The sequence below is a fragment of the Pseudochelatococcus lubricantis genome (assembly GCF_042432495.1).
GTDB lineage: Bacteria > Pseudomonadota > Alphaproteobacteria > Rhizobiales > Beijerinckiaceae > Pseudochelatococcus > Pseudochelatococcus lubricantis.
The window spans coordinates 107017-122501 of sequence record NZ_JBHLXC010000024.1 but is presented as its reverse complement, the minus strand read 5'-3'; the positions used below and the strand labels follow the sequence as shown (position 1 = coordinate 122501).

Sequence of the window (15485 nt, the reverse complement as noted above, 5' to 3'; positions counted from 1 at the left end):
CCGCGAAAGGTAGGAATGCTCCGGGCCGCTGCAGGAAGCCCCGCGCAGAAAACCCCGGCCGCGCCGGGATTTTCCCGTGGAGGCCATCCGTGCCTTACTGGCCGGAGGCCGGCGCGGCTCCTTCAGCGGGCGCTGCCCCTTCAGCCGGTGCTGCGTCGGGCGCCGGCAGCGGCGCGGGCTCGTGGGCGAGCGTGCGCAGGTAGGCGATGATATCGGCGCGCTCTTCCGGCTTCGCCACACCGGCGAAGGCCATGATCGTGCCCGGCACGAAGCCCTTGGGATTGGTGATGAAGTGGTCGAGGTTGTCGTACGTCCACTTGTCGCCGGCGCTCGCGTGGGTCTTCATCGGCGCGGAGTAGCCGAAGCCCTCGACGGCGCCTATGGTGCGGTTGACGATGTCGTACAGGTCCGGGCCCACCTTGGCGCCCGCGCCTTCCACGAAGTTGTGGCAGGCCTTGCACTTGGCGACCGCCTTCTCGCCGCGCGCGGGATCGGCGCTCGCCAGCCGCGTGGCGATGGGCGCCACCTTCGCCGCGGCCGGTGCCGCAGCGCCGCCGCCCGCATCCGCGCCGCTCGGCAGGTCATAGCCGGGGATGACCGGGATCGCCGGGTTGAAGATGATGCCCGATAAAACGCCAAGGCCCATCGTGAAAAGCAGGGTGCCGAGCACTCCGCCGGCGATCTTGTTGAGCTCGAAGGAATCCATCGGTGTGCGGCTCCGGTCCAAACCTAAACTGCTGCCCGGGAGGACCATGCCGGCCCATGCGAGCGATCACAGCGAGGATGATTAACCGGTTTTCCCAGTACTTTGCAACTCGTATAATCAACGGGAAGCCGACGATCGCGGGGTATCGCGAAAGATCGTGTGTGACATCCCGGGATTTTTTCGCTAACCGTGGCGGGAACTCACCTTTTTTCGAAGGTTCCGGTCCTGCAATGGCCTCGCCCGTCGTCATCATTCCCGCGCGTCTCGCCGCCACCCGTCTGCCGGACAAGCCCCTGGCGGACATCGCCGGTTTGCCGATGATCGTGCAGGTGCTGCGCCGGGCGGAGGCTGCGGCAGTCGGGCCGGTGGTCGTGGCAACTGATTCGCCCGCCATCGCCACCGTGGTGGAGCAGGCGGGCGGGCGCGCCGTCCTCACCCGCGCGGACCACCCCTCGGGCTCCGACCGCATCTTCGAGGCGCTCACCCTCATCGATCCGCAGGGGCGGCACGACGTCGTCGTCAACGTGCAGGGCGACCTGCCGACCATCGACCCCGCTGTGATCGCCGCCGCGCTCACGCCGCTCGACGATCCGGCCGTCGACATCGCCACGCTCGCGGCCGTCATCACCCGCGAGGAGGAGCGCACGGCGCCCAGCGTGGTGAAGGCTGTCGGCAGCGACCTCGGCGGAGGGCGCCTGCGCGCGCTCTACTTCACCCGCGCCACGGCCCCGTGGGGGGAGGGGCCGCTGCTGCATCACATCGGACTCTATGCCTATCGCCGGGAGGCGCTGGCGCGCTTCGTCTCGCTGGCGCCCTCGCCGCTGGAGCAGCGGGAGAAGCTTGAGCAGCTGCGGGCGCTGGAGCACGGCATGCGCATCGACATCGTCGTCGTGGATGATGTGCCGCTCGGCGTCGACACGCCCGGCGATCTCGCCCGCGCCCGCGCCATCCTCACAGGAACCGAGAAAGCATGACCGCCACGTTCGACCAGCAGCCCCGCGTCATTTCGTATCAGGGCGAGCCGGGGGCCAATTCCCATATCGCCGCCCACGAGGTGTTTCCCGACTGGCAGCCCCTGCCGTGCGCCACGTTCGAGGATGCCCTCGCGGCGATTTCGGAGGGGCGGGCCGGGCTCGGCATGATCCCGATCGAGAACTCCATCGCCGGGCGCGTCGCGGACATCCATCACCTGCTGCCCGCCTCCGGGCTTTACATCGTCGGCGAGCACTTCCTGCCTATCCGCTTCCAGCTTCTGGCGCCGAAGGGCGCGACGCTCCAGACCATCACCACCGTCCACAGCCACGTCCACGCGCTTGGCCAGTGCCGGCGCATCATCCGCGAACTCGGCCTCAAGGCCGTGGTGGCGTCGGACACGGCGGGCTCCGCGCGGCAGGTGGCGGAATGGAACGACCCGACGCAGGCATCGCTCGCTCCGTCGCTTGCCGGCGAGATCTACGGTCTCGTCACCCTGGCGCGCGATGTCGAGGACGAGAAGGACAACACCACCCGCTTCGTGGTGCTGGCGCGCGAGCCGCAATGGGCGCCCGCCGGCAACGGCCCCACGGTGACGAGCTTCATCTTCGAGGTGCGCAACGTGCCCGCCGCGCTCTACAAGGCGCTCGGCGGCTTCGCCACCAACGGCGTCAACCTGACGAAGCTCGAAAGCTACATGGTCGAGGGCCGCTTCGTCGCCACCCGCTTCTATGCGGAGGTGGACGGCCATCCGGAAGATCGCTCCCTGCGGCTGGCGCTGGAAGAGCTCGCGTTCTTCTCGCGGCAGACGCACATCCTGGGCGTCTATGCGGCGCATCCGCTGCGCGGCCTTCAGGCGCGGCCGGGCGAATAATACCGTACCTTGAGCGCCTGGATCGTCGATGGACGGTCAAGCCCTTGCGGCGCTTGCGCAAAACCCGCACGCGAGCGGTCGGGGGCCGGGGGCGCCGGTGTAACGCGCCGCTACGGATTACCGGCGATTCGCCGCTTTCTGGCCATTCTCGGGAAGCACTATCCCCGCGATTTGTGCGAGGCTGCGTCGTCGGCGCGGTCCCGCACGGGAGAGAAGCCCGGGGAGATGCCAGATGCTGGAAAACATGTTCGATCCGATCGGGGCGCCGGGGGCGGCAAAGGTTATCGTCCGCTCTGCGACGGTGGCGGACGGGCCCGCCATGGCCCGCCTTCATGACAATGTATGGCGCGAGATGAACTGCGGCCTGTTGCCGGCGCAAATCGCGGGAACGCCGGAGAGTGAGCGCGGCGCGTGGTCGCAGGCCCCCGGCGGCGCGCGGCTGGTGGCGGAGTATCGCGGCGAGGTGGTGGGCCTCTGCGTGGGCGGGCTGGCGCGGGATCCGCTGCTGCACGCCGATGCCGAAATTCAGGGGGTCTACGTGCGCCACGGCTTCCGCTTCCGCGGCATCGGCGCCCGGCTGGTGTCGGCGCTGGCCCGCCGCCTGTCCTTCTGCGGCGCCAGTTGCACGGGCGTGTGGATTTCAGCCGTGAACGTCGCGGCCGTGGCCTTCGCCCGCGCGCTCGGCGCGGCGGTGGAGGGGCGCGCCGCCATCATCCGCCACGCGCTGGAGGAAGGCGCCCTGCTTGCCGGCCGGCCCCGGCTGGCGCTGGTGTGGCGCGACATCGATGCCCTCGCCGCGCAGGATAATCGCGGCCGCCTGCGTATAGCGGATTGACACGGCGACAGTTTTAAGGTTGGAAATCGCGTGAAAGGATAATACCCCGTTCTGGCCGGGCGGGTGCTGTGTTATCCGCTCTTATGCATTTGCTAAAGTAGTATCATTAGAAACTATACTTTATCTGAAGCTGCTTTTGAACCGGATTCGATTATGGGCGCTGTCGTAGAATCCTCCCATGTCAGGTGGAGCCGGCTGATCGACAGGCATTCGCCCTGCGTCGTGAACCGCAAGGCATTCGTCCTGCCGCGGCGTGCTGGCGCCGGAGGCCGCGCCCGATGCAGCTAGATCCCGTGACGTTGCGGACGGTCGGCATTGTCGTGCACCTGCTGCTCGGGGGGCTGCTGCTTTTCTCGTGGCGTAACAGCCGGGCCAATCGCGAGCTGCTGTTTCTCGGCATATGCTTCGCGGGTGCGGCGCTGTTCGATCTGCTGGCGGGCTACGCCGTGGGCATCGGTGTGCCCCACTTCGTTGACGTTGGCTTCGCCATGCTGTTCTTCGGCTATGGCGCGGCGTGGCAGGCGGCGCGTCTGTTCGAGAGGCTGCCGACATCCATCCTGCAGGCGTCGGCGGGCGGCATCGGCTGGCTCGCCTTTTCCCTTGTCGCGAGCGGCGACCTTCTCGTTATGGGACGAACCGTCGCGACCACCGCCGTGCCCGTGCTCTATGGTGCGCTGGCGATTTTCGAGCTGTCGCGCGGACGGCGTGAATATATGCCGTCACGTATGCCGCTTTGCGTGGCGCTTGCGGGCAAAAGCGCGATTTTCGTCATGCGCGGGCTGGTGCTTCTCGCCGGCGCCCTGCACACCGGGAACCCGGTCGCGGCGGCCTTGCCCGACGACTGGGCGGCGCCGATGCGGCTGGTGTCGCTCGGCGCGAACATCGCCATCGCCTATCTCACGCTTTCCCTGACCAAGGAGCGGCTGGAGGCCGAGCAGGCGGTGCAGATTCTGGTCGATCCGCTGACCGGCCTCGGCAACCGCCGCGCGCTTGGCAAATATGCGGAGCGTATTGTGCGCCGGCACGCGATATCGAGCGCGCCGCTCTGCGTCGCCATCATCGATCTCGATTACTTCAAGCAGATCAACGATACCTACGGCCATGCCGTCGGCGACGACGTCCTGCGCGCCTTCGCCGAGCGCGCCTCGATGAAATTGCGGCCCACCGACAGTCTCTTCCGCACCGGCGGCGAGGAGTTTCTCTGCATCCTGCAATCGGCGCGGGAGAAGGATGCCGTGCAGGTGATGGAGCGCATCGGGCGCAGCATGTCGGGCTACCGGCTGGGCGATGGGAAGGCCGCGCGCGACATCACCGTCAGCGTGGGCGTCGCCTCGTCCCAGCTTGTGGGTTACGATCTGGAGGAACTCACGCGCGCCGCCGACAACGCGCTTTACGCCGCCAAGCGCGCCGGTCGCAACCGCGTGCACGTCTACACCGAGACCACCGAGCAAGAGCGATTCGAGGCCAGCTGAATTGCGTGGCCGGGTTGCCGCCGCAGGGCGGCAGGGCACGTCCGTCCGTCTGCGCCGGTCCACCGTTGTATCTTGACAGATGCGTCCGATCCCCGCACAGATCGGCTTCCCTGGAACATCCGCGGCTCCGGGCCGACCGGCGGATGTTCCGCGATTCTTTTTTGGGCGCGTTTCCGCGGGCCGGCGACACCGGCGGGCGGAGGGGCGCTCCGGGAAGGTAGGCCGATGCCCGTCTGCGTCTCTCCGGCTTCGTTTCCGCCGGCTGACAAGCCGCCGCTCGATGTGCTGATCTGCGCCCCGCGCGGCTTCTGCGCCGGCGTGGTGCGCGCCATCGATGCGGTGGAGAAGGCGTTGGCGCTCTATGGTCCGCCCGTCTACGTGCGCCACGAGATCGTCCACAACAAATACGTGGTCGAGAGCCTGCGCCGCAAGGGCGCGGTCTTCGTCGACGAACTCGACGAGATTCCGGATACGACGGCGCCCGTCATCTTCTCCGCCCACGGCGTGCCGAAGTCCGTGCCGCGTGAGGCCGTGACGCGCCGCTTCTTCGCCATCGACGCCACCTGTCCGCTCGTCACCAAGGTGCACCGGGAGGCTGAGGTGCACCACAAGCGTAGCCGTCACGTCGTGCTCGTCGGCCATGCCGGCCATCCCGAGGTGGTCGGCACCATGGGTCAGTTGCCGGAGGGCGCGATCTCGCTGATCGAGACGATAGCGGACGTCGCGCGGCTGTCGCCTCCGGCGGACCAGGAGCTTGCCTACGTCACGCAGACGACGCTTTCTGTGGACGACACGGCCGGCATCGTCGCGGCGCTGAAGGCGCGCTTTCCCGATATCGTCAGCCCGCACAAGGAAGACATCTGCTACGCCACCACAAACCGGCAAGAGGCGGTCAAGCGCGTCGCGCCGCAGGTGGATGCGATGATCGTGGTGGGCTCGCCCAATTCCTCCAATTCCCAGCGCCTGCGCGAGGTGGCGGAGCGGGCGGGCTGTCCCGTCTCGCGGCTCGTCCTGCGGGCGGAGGACATCGACTGGTCGCTGTTCGGCGACATCCGCCGGCTCGGGCTGACGGCGGGAGCTTCGGCGCCCGAAATCCTCGTCGAGGAGATCATCGACGCCTTCGCCCTGCGCTTCGAGGTGCGCGTCGAGACGGTTTCCACCGCCGACGAAAGCGTGTTTTTCCCCCTGCCGCGCGACCTGCGCGAGCAGGCGACAGTCTGACCAGAGCATATATCCATGGCCGTTTATACCGATGTTTCGGATGCGGAACTGTCCGCGTTCGTCGCCCGCTACGATATCGGCGCGCTGTTGTCCGCCAAAGGCATCGCGGAGGGGGTCGAGAACTCCAACTTCCTGCTGCAGACGGAAAGCGGCTTCTACATTCTCACCCTGTACGAGAAACGGGTGAACGAGGCCGACCTGCCGTTCTTCATCGGCCTCATGGACCATCTGGCCGAGCGTGGCATCACCTGTCCGCGTCCGGTGCGCGACCGTGAGGGCAGGGCGCTGCAGCGGCTCGCCGGCCGGCCGGCGGCGATGGTCACCTTCCTGTCCGGCATGTCGGTCAACCGGCCGGAGGCCGTCCATTGCGCCGAACTCGGGCGTACGCTGGCGCGTCTGCACGCGGCGGGGGCGGATTTTTCCCTGCGGCGCGCCAACGCGCTGTCGCTGGCGGGCTGGCGGCCGCTCTGCGAGCAGGCGCGCGATCAGGCGGACAGCGTCAGCCCCGGCCTGCGCGCGCGTATCGCGGACGATCTCGCGGCGCTGGAGGCGGCGTGGCCGCGCGGCCTGCCTGAGGGCGTCATCCATGCCGATCTCTTTCCCAACAACGTGTTCTTTCTGGGCGAGCGGCTGTCCGGCCTGATCGACTTCTACTTCGCCTGCAACGACGCTTTCGCCTACGATCTCGCCATCTGCCTCAATGCGTGGTGCTTCGAGCCCGACGGCTCCTTCAACATCACCAAGGGGCACGCGATGACGCATGCCTATGAGGAAGTGCGGCCGCTGACCGAGGCCGAGGTCGCGGCGCTGCCTGTGCTCGCGCGCGGCGCGGGCCTGCGCTTCCTGCTGACGCGGCTGGTCGACTGGCTGAACGTGCCCCCCGGCGCGCTGGTCAAGCCGCTCGATCCGCTGGAGTACGACCGCAAGCTCGGCTTCCACCGCCACGCCACCTCCGCCGCCGACTACGGCCTCATGCGATGAGCGAGCGGGTGACGATCTATACCGACGGCGCGTGTTCCGGCAATCCCGGCCCCGGCGGCTGGGGGGTGCTGCTGATGTTCCGCGGCACCGGGAAGGAGCTTTCCGGCGGCGAGGCGCACACCACCAACAACCGCATGGAGCTGCTCGCGGCGATCAATGCGCTGGAGGCGCTGAAGCGCCCTTGCACCGTCGACCTGCACACCGATTCGCAATACGTCCGCCAGGGCATCACCTCCTGGCTCGCGAGCTGGAAACAACGCGGCTGGAAGACCGCCGACCGTAAGCCGGTGAAGAACGAGGACCTGTGGCGCAGGCTGGACGAGGCCGCCAGCCGCCACGACGTCGCCTGGCATTGGGTGCGCGGCCACAACGGCCATCCCGAGAACGAGCGCGTTGACGCGCTGGCGCGCGCCGGCATGGAGCCGTTCAAGCGGTGAGGCGGCTTCGCGGACTCGCGAAACATGGTTAACCGATTGATAACGCCGCAAAACCCTTGTCCCTGAGTCGTTCTGGCGGCGCCTTGTGGCGATTGTGTCCGAATTTGGGACAGGTGTTACCGCCGGCATCGTTTTCCCGCGTGGCGGCTTCAACCTCATCTTTACCCTCGATGCGCATAGTCGCCCTGTCAGTCGCGTAACTGGTAGGCGTCATGAGTATTCCGCGTACCGATGCCGCTGGCGGTCTGCCCCGGATCAGAGTTTCGCGTACCGGAAGGCAGACGCCGGCGGATCGGATGGAGCAGCCGCTCCCCATCGATCAGATCGTGCTTGGCGATTGTGTCGAGTCCCTGCGGCGCTTGCCGTCGGAGAGCGTCGATCTCATTTTCGCCGATCCGCCCTACAACCTTCAGCTCGAAGGTGCGTTGACGCGGCCGGACAACTCGCTCGTCGATGCCGTCGACGACGACTGGGATCGCTTCGCGAGTTTCGCCGAATACGACGATTTCACCCGCGCCTGGCTCGCCGAGTGCCGGCGCGTGATGAAGAAGACGGCGACGCTGTTCGTCATCGGCTCCTATCACAACATTTTCCGCGTCGGCACGGCGGTGCAGGATCTCGGCTTCTGGATCCTGAACGATATCGTCTGGCGCAAGGCGAACCCGATGCCCAACTTCCGCGGCCGGCGCTTCACGAACGCGCACGAGACGCTGATCTGGGCCGCGCGCGGCATGGACGCCCGCAACTACACCTTCCACTACGAGGCGCTGAAGGCGGGCAACGAGGACACGCAGATGCGGTCCGACTGGTTCCTGCCCCTGTGTACCGGCGAGGAACGGCTGAAGGATGCCGGAGGCCGCAAGGTCCACCCCACCCAGAAGCCGGAGGCGCTGATCGCCCGCGCGCTCATAGCGGCCACGAATCCCGGCGATGTGGTGCTCGATCCTTTCTTCGGCACCGGCACCACGGGTGCGGTGGCGAAGAAGCTCGGCCGCCGTTTCGTCGGCCTGGAGCGGGACCCCGCCTATGCCGATGCGGCACGCGCGCGCATCGCCGCCGTGGAGCCGCTCGACCCGCGGGCCGTCTCCGCCGCGCCCTCCCGGCGCACCGAACCGCGCATCCCCTTCCTGTCGCTGGTCGAATCCGGCCTGATCGCGGCCGGCGAGACGCTTGTCGATGCGCACGAGAAGCACTCCGCCACCGTGCGTGCGGACGGCACGCTGGTCGTCGGCCCGGCCGTCGGTTCCATCCACAAGGTCGGCGCGCTGGTGCAGGGCCATCCCTCATGCAACGGCTGGACGTTCTGGCACGTGCTGCGCGACGGCAGTCTCGTCTCCATCGATGAGTTGCGCGGCGACTACCGGGCCCGTCATTCGATGGCGGCGTGAGCCAGCACCTTGCGCATCACGGTGGGCAACGCCTCGTCCTTCAGTTCCGCGCGCGCCCGCCAGCGGCTGCCCTCCGGCGCGGGCGTGCGTGCGGGCAGCTCGGCGCGATAGACCGTCAGCTCCAGCGGAAAATGCGTGAAGACGTGGCGCACACTGCCCGGCAGCCGCCGCCAGCGCGTGTTCAGGGGCGCGGCCGCGAGCGCCTGCCCGGCGTCGAACGCGGCCGACCAGTCGCTGCCCGGCACTTCCGCCATGCCGCCAAGCAGCCCGCGCGGCGGGCGGTCGCGCAGCAGGATGCAGTCGTCCGCGCGCACGGCGACGAAGGCAGCGCCCATGCGCAGGTTACCCGTCTTCTTCGGCTCCTTGCGCGGAAAGGTCTCCGCCGTTCCCTCGCGCCGCGCCCGGCATGGCGGGGACCACGGGCACAGGACGCAGGCGGGTTTTTTCGGCGTGCAGATGGTGGCGCCGAGGTCCATCAGCGCCTGTGCGAAATCCCCGGGGCGGGCCTTCGGCATCAGCGCGAGCGCCAGCGCCCGGATTGCCGGCTTGGCGCGCGGCAGGGGCTCTTCCAGCGCCATGAGCCGCGACAGCACGCGCTCGACATTGCCGTCCACCGCGACGGCGGGCTTGTCGAAGGCGATGGCGGCCACGGCGCCCGCCGTGTAGGCGCCGATGCCGGGCAGCGCCAGCAGCGCCGTCTCGTCGGCGGGAAAGCGCCCGCCGTGCCGCTCCACGACAGCCTGCGCGCAGGCGTGCAGGTTGCGCGCGCGGGAGTAGTAGCCGAGCCCGGCCCACGCCTGCATCACCGCCTCCACGGGCGTCCCCGCGAGCGCCTCCACAGTGGGGAAGCGCGCGAGAAAGCGCTCGAAATAGCCCTTCACCGTTTGCACGGTGGTCTGCTGCAGCATGATTTCGGAGAGCCACACCCGGTAGGGATCCGCCGTCTCGCCCGGCAGCGCGCGCCACGGCAGCACGCGCCGGTGGCGGTCATACCACGCGAGCAGCGCCGTTGGGTCGGCCGTCTCGTGGCCGGCGATGTCATCTGCGGGAATCATCTGGACTCTGCGCTGCAACCCTCTACCATGAACTTTCTAACGCTCTCTCCCGGCGCGGGACAGGGGGCGCGGAGCAATATCCCCGAAATGGACCGCCATCAATGGTGAACGTCAGGCATTCCGTCAGGCTGAAGCCGCTTGCCGAGCTGGTCGACCGCTGCATAGAGCCCGTTCTGGCCGCGCAGGGCTTCGCCGCCGCCGATGTTATCCTTGCGTGGCCGGAGATCGTCGGCGAGCGGCTTGCCCGCCACACGGAACCGCTACAGGTGCTGTGGCCGCGCCGGGGCAGGGGCGCCGGCGGCACGGGGGGGCGCGCCAACCGCAAGATGCCGCAATACGACGAGGCCGCGAGCCAGCCCGCCACGCTCGTGGTGCGCGTCACCGGCGCCTTCGCGCTTGAGCTGCAGCATGTGGCCCCCGTGGTGGTGGAGCGTGTGAACGTGCATTTCGGCTGGCGCTGTGTCGGCCAGCTCGCGCTGCGGCAGGGCCCGATCCGCCGCCGCACCGTCGCGCCCGTGCCCGAACCGAAGCTCGATCCCGCGCAGGAGCGGATGGTGCGCGACGCGGTGGCGAACGTCGCCGACGATCCCCTGCGCCAGGCCCTGGAACGGCTGGGCAGGGCCGTCCTGGCGCGCGGCAACGGCTGAGCGGCCGGATCCTTCCCGCGAGGCCCGAGCCTGCCGCCGCTCATCCTCGCATGCGCGCGGAGTCTGCGCTTCCTGCAAGACGCTTCCTGCAAGTGAGATGCAATATTAAATATATGTTTTTATTGACTTTCTTTGACGTTTTGTCTACCCGATCCGCATCGGGGAGTAGCGATCGCCAGCGATGGCGGAGGCACGTCAACATACTCGCGGGGCATTCCGCGTGGCGTGTCCGGTCCTGATTGGGCTTTGCAAGACCGTGGCGGTGGGACTCTGCGGGCGGGGTCCGTCCATCGTCCGGATCAGCCCAGGGGAACTGCTTATGTCTCCGGTCGCCATCGGCGTCCTCGCCATTTCCATGTCGATCGATGCTTTCATCGCCTCTGTTGGCAAGGGGGCGTCATCGCATCGGCCTAGTTTCGGCAATGCGATCAGGACCGGCGCGATTTTCGGCGTGGTCGAGGCGCTCACCCCCCTGATCGGTTGGGCGGCGGGCGTCGCCGCCAGCCAGTACATAGCGGCTGTCGACCATTGGATCGCCTTTGCCCTGCTGGCGGCTGTCGGCCTTCACATGATCTTTCAGGCGTCGACGCGCAAAGAGGAGGCGGCGCCTGCTTCTCACTCGCTCTGGGCAATCGTCGTCACTGCAGTTGGCACGTCGCTTGATGCGATGGCGGTAGGTGTTTCGTTGGCCTTCCTCAATGTGAACATCCTCGCCATCGCTGTCGCCATCGGCTTCGCGACCATGGTGATGAGTTCGATTGGAATGCTCGCAGGCCGCTTTCTCGGACAGCGTTTCGGCCGCATTGCCGAGGCAGCGGGCGGCTGTGCTCTGTTCGGTCTCGGGGCGATGATCCTCTTCGATCACTTGACGAAGGGCTGATCCCTGCACACAGCCATGCTCTTCGTCCGACAGTCCGAATAACCGGACCGGGCTGCGATGGCGGATATCTCCGTTCAGCCCGGCCACGGTTCTGGCAGTCCGTGTTGTCGCCTCGCGCCTCAGGCCGCTGCGTTATTGCACCACGCCGCGCTTGACGCCGAAGCCCGGTATGTCGCAGCGGCAGGGCGTGCCCGAGCGCAGGGGGCCGGACGGGCAGGCGCCGCGGGATGTCACGCACACGCCGCCGCGCTGCGGGCGCTGGCCCCATCCCGGAGGCGGAGGCGGCGGCGGTCCGGGGCGCCAGCCGGGCGGCGGCGGGCGTTGGCCCCATCCGGGCGGCGGCGGGGGCGGCGGACGGCGGTCCCAGTCGCGGTCGCGATTCCGGTCATAGCCGCGCGGCGGCGGCGGCCCATCGTCCCATCGGAACTCCCCGCGGTCGCGCGGTCCGTCGTCGCGGTAATATTGGGCCTCGGCCGCCCCTGCAAACAGCAGGGGGGCAGCGACGATGGCAAAGCTCAACAGTGCCGAACTACGTTTCAATTGATCCCCCTATTGGCGTCCCGCCCGGACTACGTGCATCCGTGCCAGCCGATTCACCAGTTTACATACCATTTCCGCCGTGAAAGTTCCGCCCGCATTATGACCTTTCCGGGGCGAAGACCTCGCTTCGCCTGGGGATTACCCTTCGCCGGCGCAGCGCGGTCTCTGGCGGAAGGCAGGAACGGAAGCCCCGCGCCGTTGCCGGATTGCGGCACGTGAGCGCTCATCGGCTGTCATGATCGTTTGCGTGCTTGCCTGCGGCTGTCGTCACCGATAAATCGTAGAAGATTAGGGGTATGGATACGGGACGATGGGCGAGAACGACATGGCCGGCGAGGCGGATGGCGACCGGCTGCTGCGGTTGCTGGCGCTGGACGAAAATGACCTCGACGTCATCTCCGCGCATCTGCAGGATGCGCACGTCAGGCGTGCGGACCTGCACTTCCTGCCCCACGAGCACCGTTTCGTGCTGGCGCTGCAGCGTTTCGACTGGGAGCGGCCCGAAGACGCGCCGCCGCGCCGCCGCCTGGCGGCGCTGCACTTCGACCAAGTGCGCGCCGTGCGTCACCGCAACCTGGAACACACCGCGCCCGATTCGCTGTTCAACCTGCTGGCCATCCACTTCATCGAAGGCGAAAAGCCGTCCGGTGCCGTCGTCCTCGAATTCTCCGGTGGCGCCGCCATTCGGCTTGATGTCGAATGCATAGAGGCGCAAATGAAGGACCTTGGCCCGATGTGGGAGGTGGCTGGCCGTCCCGCCCACACGGAAGGCGAGGGCAGCGGCCGCGAGCATGACGGAGGATCGGATGCCGGTAAGACTTGACGCGCGCGACGAGGGGTTCGAAGTCGCCTTCCGGGCGCTTCTCGCGGCCAAGCGCGAGGTTGCCGAGGATGTCGACGCCGTTGTCCGCGATATCATCGCCGATGTGGCGGCGCGCGGCGACCGGGCCGTGATCGACTATACGGCCCGTTTCGACGGGCTTGCGCTCGATCCGGCGCGCCTGCGCGTCAGCGAGGACGAGATCGACGCCGCGCTCGCCGATTCCCCGCGCGAGGCACTGGCGGCGCTGGAAGTGGCGCGTGCGCGGATAGAAACATATCACCGGCGTCAGAAACCGGCGGACGAGCGCTTCACCGACGAGGCGGGCGTGACGGCGGGCTGGCGCTGGACGGCCATCGAATCGGTCGGGCTCTATGTGCCGGGCGGCACCGCGAGCTACCCTTCGTCCGTGCTGATGAACGCCGTGCCGGCGCAGGTGGCCGGCGTGCCGCGCATCGTCATGGCGGTGCCGATGCCGGGCGGCGCCGTCAACCCGTTGGTGCTGGCGGCGGCGCGCATCGCGGGCGTCGACGAGATCTATCGTGTCGGCGGCGCGCAGGCTGTGGCGGCGCTGGCGCACGGCACGCAGACGATCGCGCCCGTCGCCAAGATCGTTGGGCCCGGCAATGCCTTTGTCGCGGCGGCGAAGCGGCGCGTGTTCGGCCTCGTCGGCATCGACATGATCGCCGGCCCGTCCGAGGTGCTGATTCTCGCGGACAGGAACGCCAATCCCGAATGGGTGGCGGCGGACCTGCTGGCGCAGGCGGAGCACGACACGGCCGCGCAGTCCATCCTCATCACCGACAGCGCGGCACTGGCGGACGCGGTCGCTGCCGCCGTCGAGGGCCATCTCGTGACGCTGCCGCGCGAAAAGATCGCCCGCCAGAGCTGGGAGGATTACGGCGCGATCGTTCTGGTGCCGTCGCTCGGCGAGGCTATCGGCCTCGTCGACCGCATCGCGCCGGAGCATCTCGAAATCGTCGCGGACGACGCCGAGGCGCTGGCCGGGGCAGTACGCAACGCGGGTGCAATCTTCCTCGGGCAGTATACGCCGGAGGCCGTCGGCGACTATGTGGGCGGCCCCAACCACGTGCTGCCCACGGCCCGTTCCGCCCGCTTCGCGTCGGGGCTTGGTGTGCTCGATTTCCTCAAGCGCACCTCCATCCTGCATTGCACGGCGGATGCCCTGCGGGCCGTCGGGCCGGCGGCGATCGCACTGGGCGAGACGGAGGGCCTGCAGGCGCATGCGCGTTCCGTCAGCATCCGCCTCAATCTTTGACAACACGAAATGATGCGGGGCGGGATGGGGCACTCACAAACCGAAAGGTCAAGTCGTGACAAGCGCCGGTGATGACAAGCGCTGCCGTCTCGTGTCCGTGACGCTGGACGAGGCCTCGCTCGGGCGGGGCAATCCCGATCAGGAGCACGAGCGCGCCGTCGCCATCTGGGATATTCTTGAAGAAAACCATTTTACCGTCGCCGGCCACGAGGGTGGTCCGTATGCGCTCCGCATCGCGCTGGTCGACCGCAAGCTGGCGCTGGAGATACGCGAGGCGGAAGGCGCGCATGTCGTTTCGCATTTCCTGTCGCTGACGCCGTTCCGGCGCGTGATCAAGGACTACGAGCTTATCTGCGAAAGCTATTACGCCGCCATTCGCACGGCCACGCCGTCGCAGATCGAGGCCATCGACATGGGGCGGCGCGGCATGCACGACGAGGCGTCGGAGCTGCTGCGCGAACGGCTGGCGGGCAAGCTCGACGTCGATTTCGACACGGCACGCCGGCTGTTCACGCTGCTGTTCGCCTTGCACTGGAAGGGCTGACATGGCCGACGGAACGGCGGGGCGTCGCATCCAGTCCGTGCTGTTCATGTGCGCCCTGAACGCGGTGCGTTCGCCCATGGCGGAGGGCATCGCCCGCCACTATTTCGGGCGCTCGCTTTACGTCGCCTCGGCCGGCGTGCGGCCGGACGAGATCGACCCCTTCACTGTCGCTGTCATGGACGAGATCGGCATCGACCTTGCCGGCCACCGCCCCCAGTCGCTGGAGGAGCTGGAGGATACCGGCTTCGATCTCATCGTCACCCTTTCCCCCGAGGCGCATCACCGGGCGATGGAACTGACCCGAACCATGGCCGCCGCGGTGGAGTATTGGCCGACCTTCGATCCCACCGCCGTGCAGGGATCGCGCGACCAGCGCCTCGATGCCTACCGTTCCGTGCGCGACGGGCTCCGGAAACGTATCGTCGAGCGCTTCAGCAGCCAGAAGTAAAACAATGATATAAACATATCTTTATATATATGCTTGACCGCCGATCCCGATCTGTCATAGTGCGACGGTCGTGGTTCTTCGCCCTGCCGTCGGCGGCGGCGAAGCCAAGAGGGAATCCGGTGCAGGGCGTGGCCGCGGGAGCGGCCGCGATCCGATTCCGGAGCTGCACCCCGCAACTGTCGGCGGCGAGCGCCCGTCCAATTCGTGTCACTGATGGTGGCATTCTTGCCACATCCATCGGGAAGGCCGGACGGGTGCGCTGACCCGCGAGCCAGGAGACCTGCCACGATGCATGAACGTCCTCGGGCGGGGTCCCCGGTGGTCGCCTGTCGTGGCGCGTCCCCGGAGTGGACCCGGGGCGGCGTCCGCGTGCGTCCGCTCGGCCT

17 protein-coding genes and 2 riboswitches are annotated in these 15485 nt (G+C 67.9%); of the genes, 14 read left to right on the top strand and 3 right to left on the bottom strand.

What is annotated here, in order from left to right:
* Nucleotides 1-94: 94 nt before the first annotated feature.
* The gene (locus ACFFJ7_RS19765; RefSeq protein ID WP_377594716.1) at nt 95-706 is read right to left on the bottom strand and encodes a c-type cytochrome; all 612 of its coding nucleotides are present in this window, start codon (nt 704-706) and stop codon (nt 95-97) included.
* 230 nt (nt 707-936) lie between these two features.
* On the opposite strand from ACFFJ7_RS19765, the gene ACFFJ7_RS19760 reads away from it, so the two are divergent.
* The 8 genes from ACFFJ7_RS19760 (at nt 937) to ACFFJ7_RS19725 (ending at nt 8886) form a co-directional block, all read left to right on the top strand.
* Nucleotides 937-1680: a 3-deoxy-manno-octulosonate cytidylyltransferase gene (locus ACFFJ7_RS19760; protein ID WP_377594714.1), complete on the top strand. Its 744-nt coding sequence runs from the start codon at nt 937-939 to the stop codon at nt 1678-1680.
* On the top strand, nt 1677-2552 hold the full coding sequence (locus tag ACFFJ7_RS19755) for a prephenate dehydratase (RefSeq protein WP_166955135.1): 876 nt from the start codon (nt 1677-1679) through the stop codon (nt 2550-2552). Before ACFFJ7_RS19760 ends, ACFFJ7_RS19755 begins: the two co-directional genes overlap by 4 nt.
* Nucleotides 2553-2784: 232 nt before the next feature.
* The gene (locus tag ACFFJ7_RS19750) at nt 2785-3387 is read left to right on the top strand and encodes a GNAT family N-acetyltransferase (RefSeq protein WP_166955137.1); all 603 of its coding nucleotides are present in this window, start codon (nt 2785-2787) and stop codon (nt 3385-3387) included.
* A gap of 278 nt (nt 3388-3665) precedes the next feature.
* The gene (locus ACFFJ7_RS19745; RefSeq protein ID WP_166955139.1) at nt 3666-4859 is read left to right on the top strand and encodes a GGDEF domain-containing protein; all 1194 of its coding nucleotides are present in this window, start codon (nt 3666-3668) and stop codon (nt 4857-4859) included.
* Nucleotides 4860-5084: 225 nt separating this feature from the next.
* The gene (ispH, locus tag ACFFJ7_RS19740; protein ID WP_377594710.1) at nt 5085-6080 is read left to right on the top strand and encodes a 4-hydroxy-3-methylbut-2-enyl diphosphate reductase; all 996 of its coding nucleotides are present in this window, start codon (nt 5085-5087) and stop codon (nt 6078-6080) included.
* Between the two features lie 15 nt (nt 6081-6095).
* On the top strand, nt 6096-7061 hold the full coding sequence (thrB, locus tag ACFFJ7_RS19735) for a homoserine kinase (RefSeq protein WP_166955143.1): 966 nt from the start codon (nt 6096-6098) through the stop codon (nt 7059-7061).
* Nucleotides 7058-7498 carry a ribonuclease HI gene (gene rnhA, locus ACFFJ7_RS19730; RefSeq protein ID WP_166955145.1) on the top strand — a complete coding sequence of 147 codons (441 nt, stop codon included), beginning with the start codon at nt 7058-7060 and terminating at the stop codon, nt 7496-7498. Before thrB ends, rnhA begins: the two co-directional genes overlap by 4 nt.
* Nucleotides 7499-7710: 212 nt before the next feature.
* Nucleotides 7711-8886 carry a site-specific DNA-methyltransferase gene (locus tag ACFFJ7_RS19725; RefSeq protein ID WP_377594708.1) on the top strand — a complete coding sequence of 392 codons (1176 nt, stop codon included), beginning with the start codon at nt 7711-7713 and terminating at the stop codon, nt 8884-8886.
* Here the strand turns inward: ACFFJ7_RS19725 and mutY are convergent.
* Nucleotides 8868-9941 carry an A/G-specific adenine glycosylase gene (mutY, locus tag ACFFJ7_RS19720; protein ID WP_377594706.1) on the bottom strand — a complete coding sequence of 358 codons (1074 nt, stop codon included), beginning with the start codon at nt 9939-9941 and terminating at the stop codon, nt 8868-8870. The genes ACFFJ7_RS19725 and mutY overlap by 19 nt on opposite strands.
* Before the next feature lie 101 nt (nt 9942-10042).
* Between mutY and ACFFJ7_RS19715 the strand changes: the two genes are divergently transcribed.
* Both ACFFJ7_RS19715 and ACFFJ7_RS19710 read left to right on the top strand, forming a co-directional pair.
* Complete coding sequence (locus ACFFJ7_RS19715) at nt 10043-10588, top strand: DUF721 domain-containing protein (protein ID WP_377594704.1); 546 nt, start codon at nt 10043-10045, stop codon at nt 10586-10588.
* A gap of 148 nt (nt 10589-10736) precedes the next feature.
* A riboswitch (yybP-ykoY riboswitch) is annotated at nt 10737-10903 on the top strand.
* 4 nt (nt 10904-10907) lie between these two features.
* The gene (locus tag ACFFJ7_RS19710) at nt 10908-11468 is read left to right on the top strand and encodes a manganese efflux pump MntP (RefSeq protein WP_166955153.1); all 561 of its coding nucleotides are present in this window, start codon (nt 10908-10910) and stop codon (nt 11466-11468) included.
* A gap of 132 nt (nt 11469-11600) precedes the next feature.
* Here ACFFJ7_RS19710 and ACFFJ7_RS19705 read toward each other — a convergent pair whose 3' ends face one another.
* A complete protein-coding gene (locus ACFFJ7_RS19705) occupies nt 11601-12008 on the bottom strand; it encodes a hypothetical protein (RefSeq protein ID WP_246225406.1) in 408 nt (135 codons plus the stop codon).
* A 310-nt stretch (nt 12009-12318) separates the two neighbouring features.
* Here ACFFJ7_RS19705 and ACFFJ7_RS19700 point away from each other — a divergent pair, with 310 nt between their 5' ends.
* The 4 genes from ACFFJ7_RS19700 to ACFFJ7_RS19685 are packed head-to-tail and all read left to right on the top strand — an operon-like array spanning nt 12319 to nt 15099.
* Entirely contained in the window at nt 12319-12831 is a 513-nt protein-coding gene (locus ACFFJ7_RS19700; RefSeq protein ID WP_377594701.1) for a DUF2948 family protein, read from the top strand.
* A complete protein-coding gene (hisD, locus tag ACFFJ7_RS19695) occupies nt 12815-14107 on the top strand; it encodes a histidinol dehydrogenase (protein WP_377594699.1) in 1293 nt (430 codons plus the stop codon). Before ACFFJ7_RS19700 ends, hisD begins: the two co-directional genes overlap by 17 nt.
* Before the next feature lie 55 nt (nt 14108-14162).
* Nucleotides 14163-14651 carry a UPF0262 family protein gene (locus ACFFJ7_RS19690; protein WP_166955157.1) on the top strand — a complete coding sequence of 163 codons (489 nt, stop codon included), beginning with the start codon at nt 14163-14165 and terminating at the stop codon, nt 14649-14651.
* 1 nt (nt 14652) lies between these two features.
* On the top strand, nt 14653-15099 hold the full coding sequence (locus tag ACFFJ7_RS19685) for an arsenate reductase ArsC (protein ID WP_166955159.1): 447 nt from the start codon (nt 14653-14655) through the stop codon (nt 15097-15099).
* 54 nt (nt 15100-15153) lie between these two features.
* A riboswitch (cobalamin riboswitch) is annotated at nt 15154-15401 on the top strand.
* Nucleotides 15402-15485: the final 84 nt, after the last annotated feature.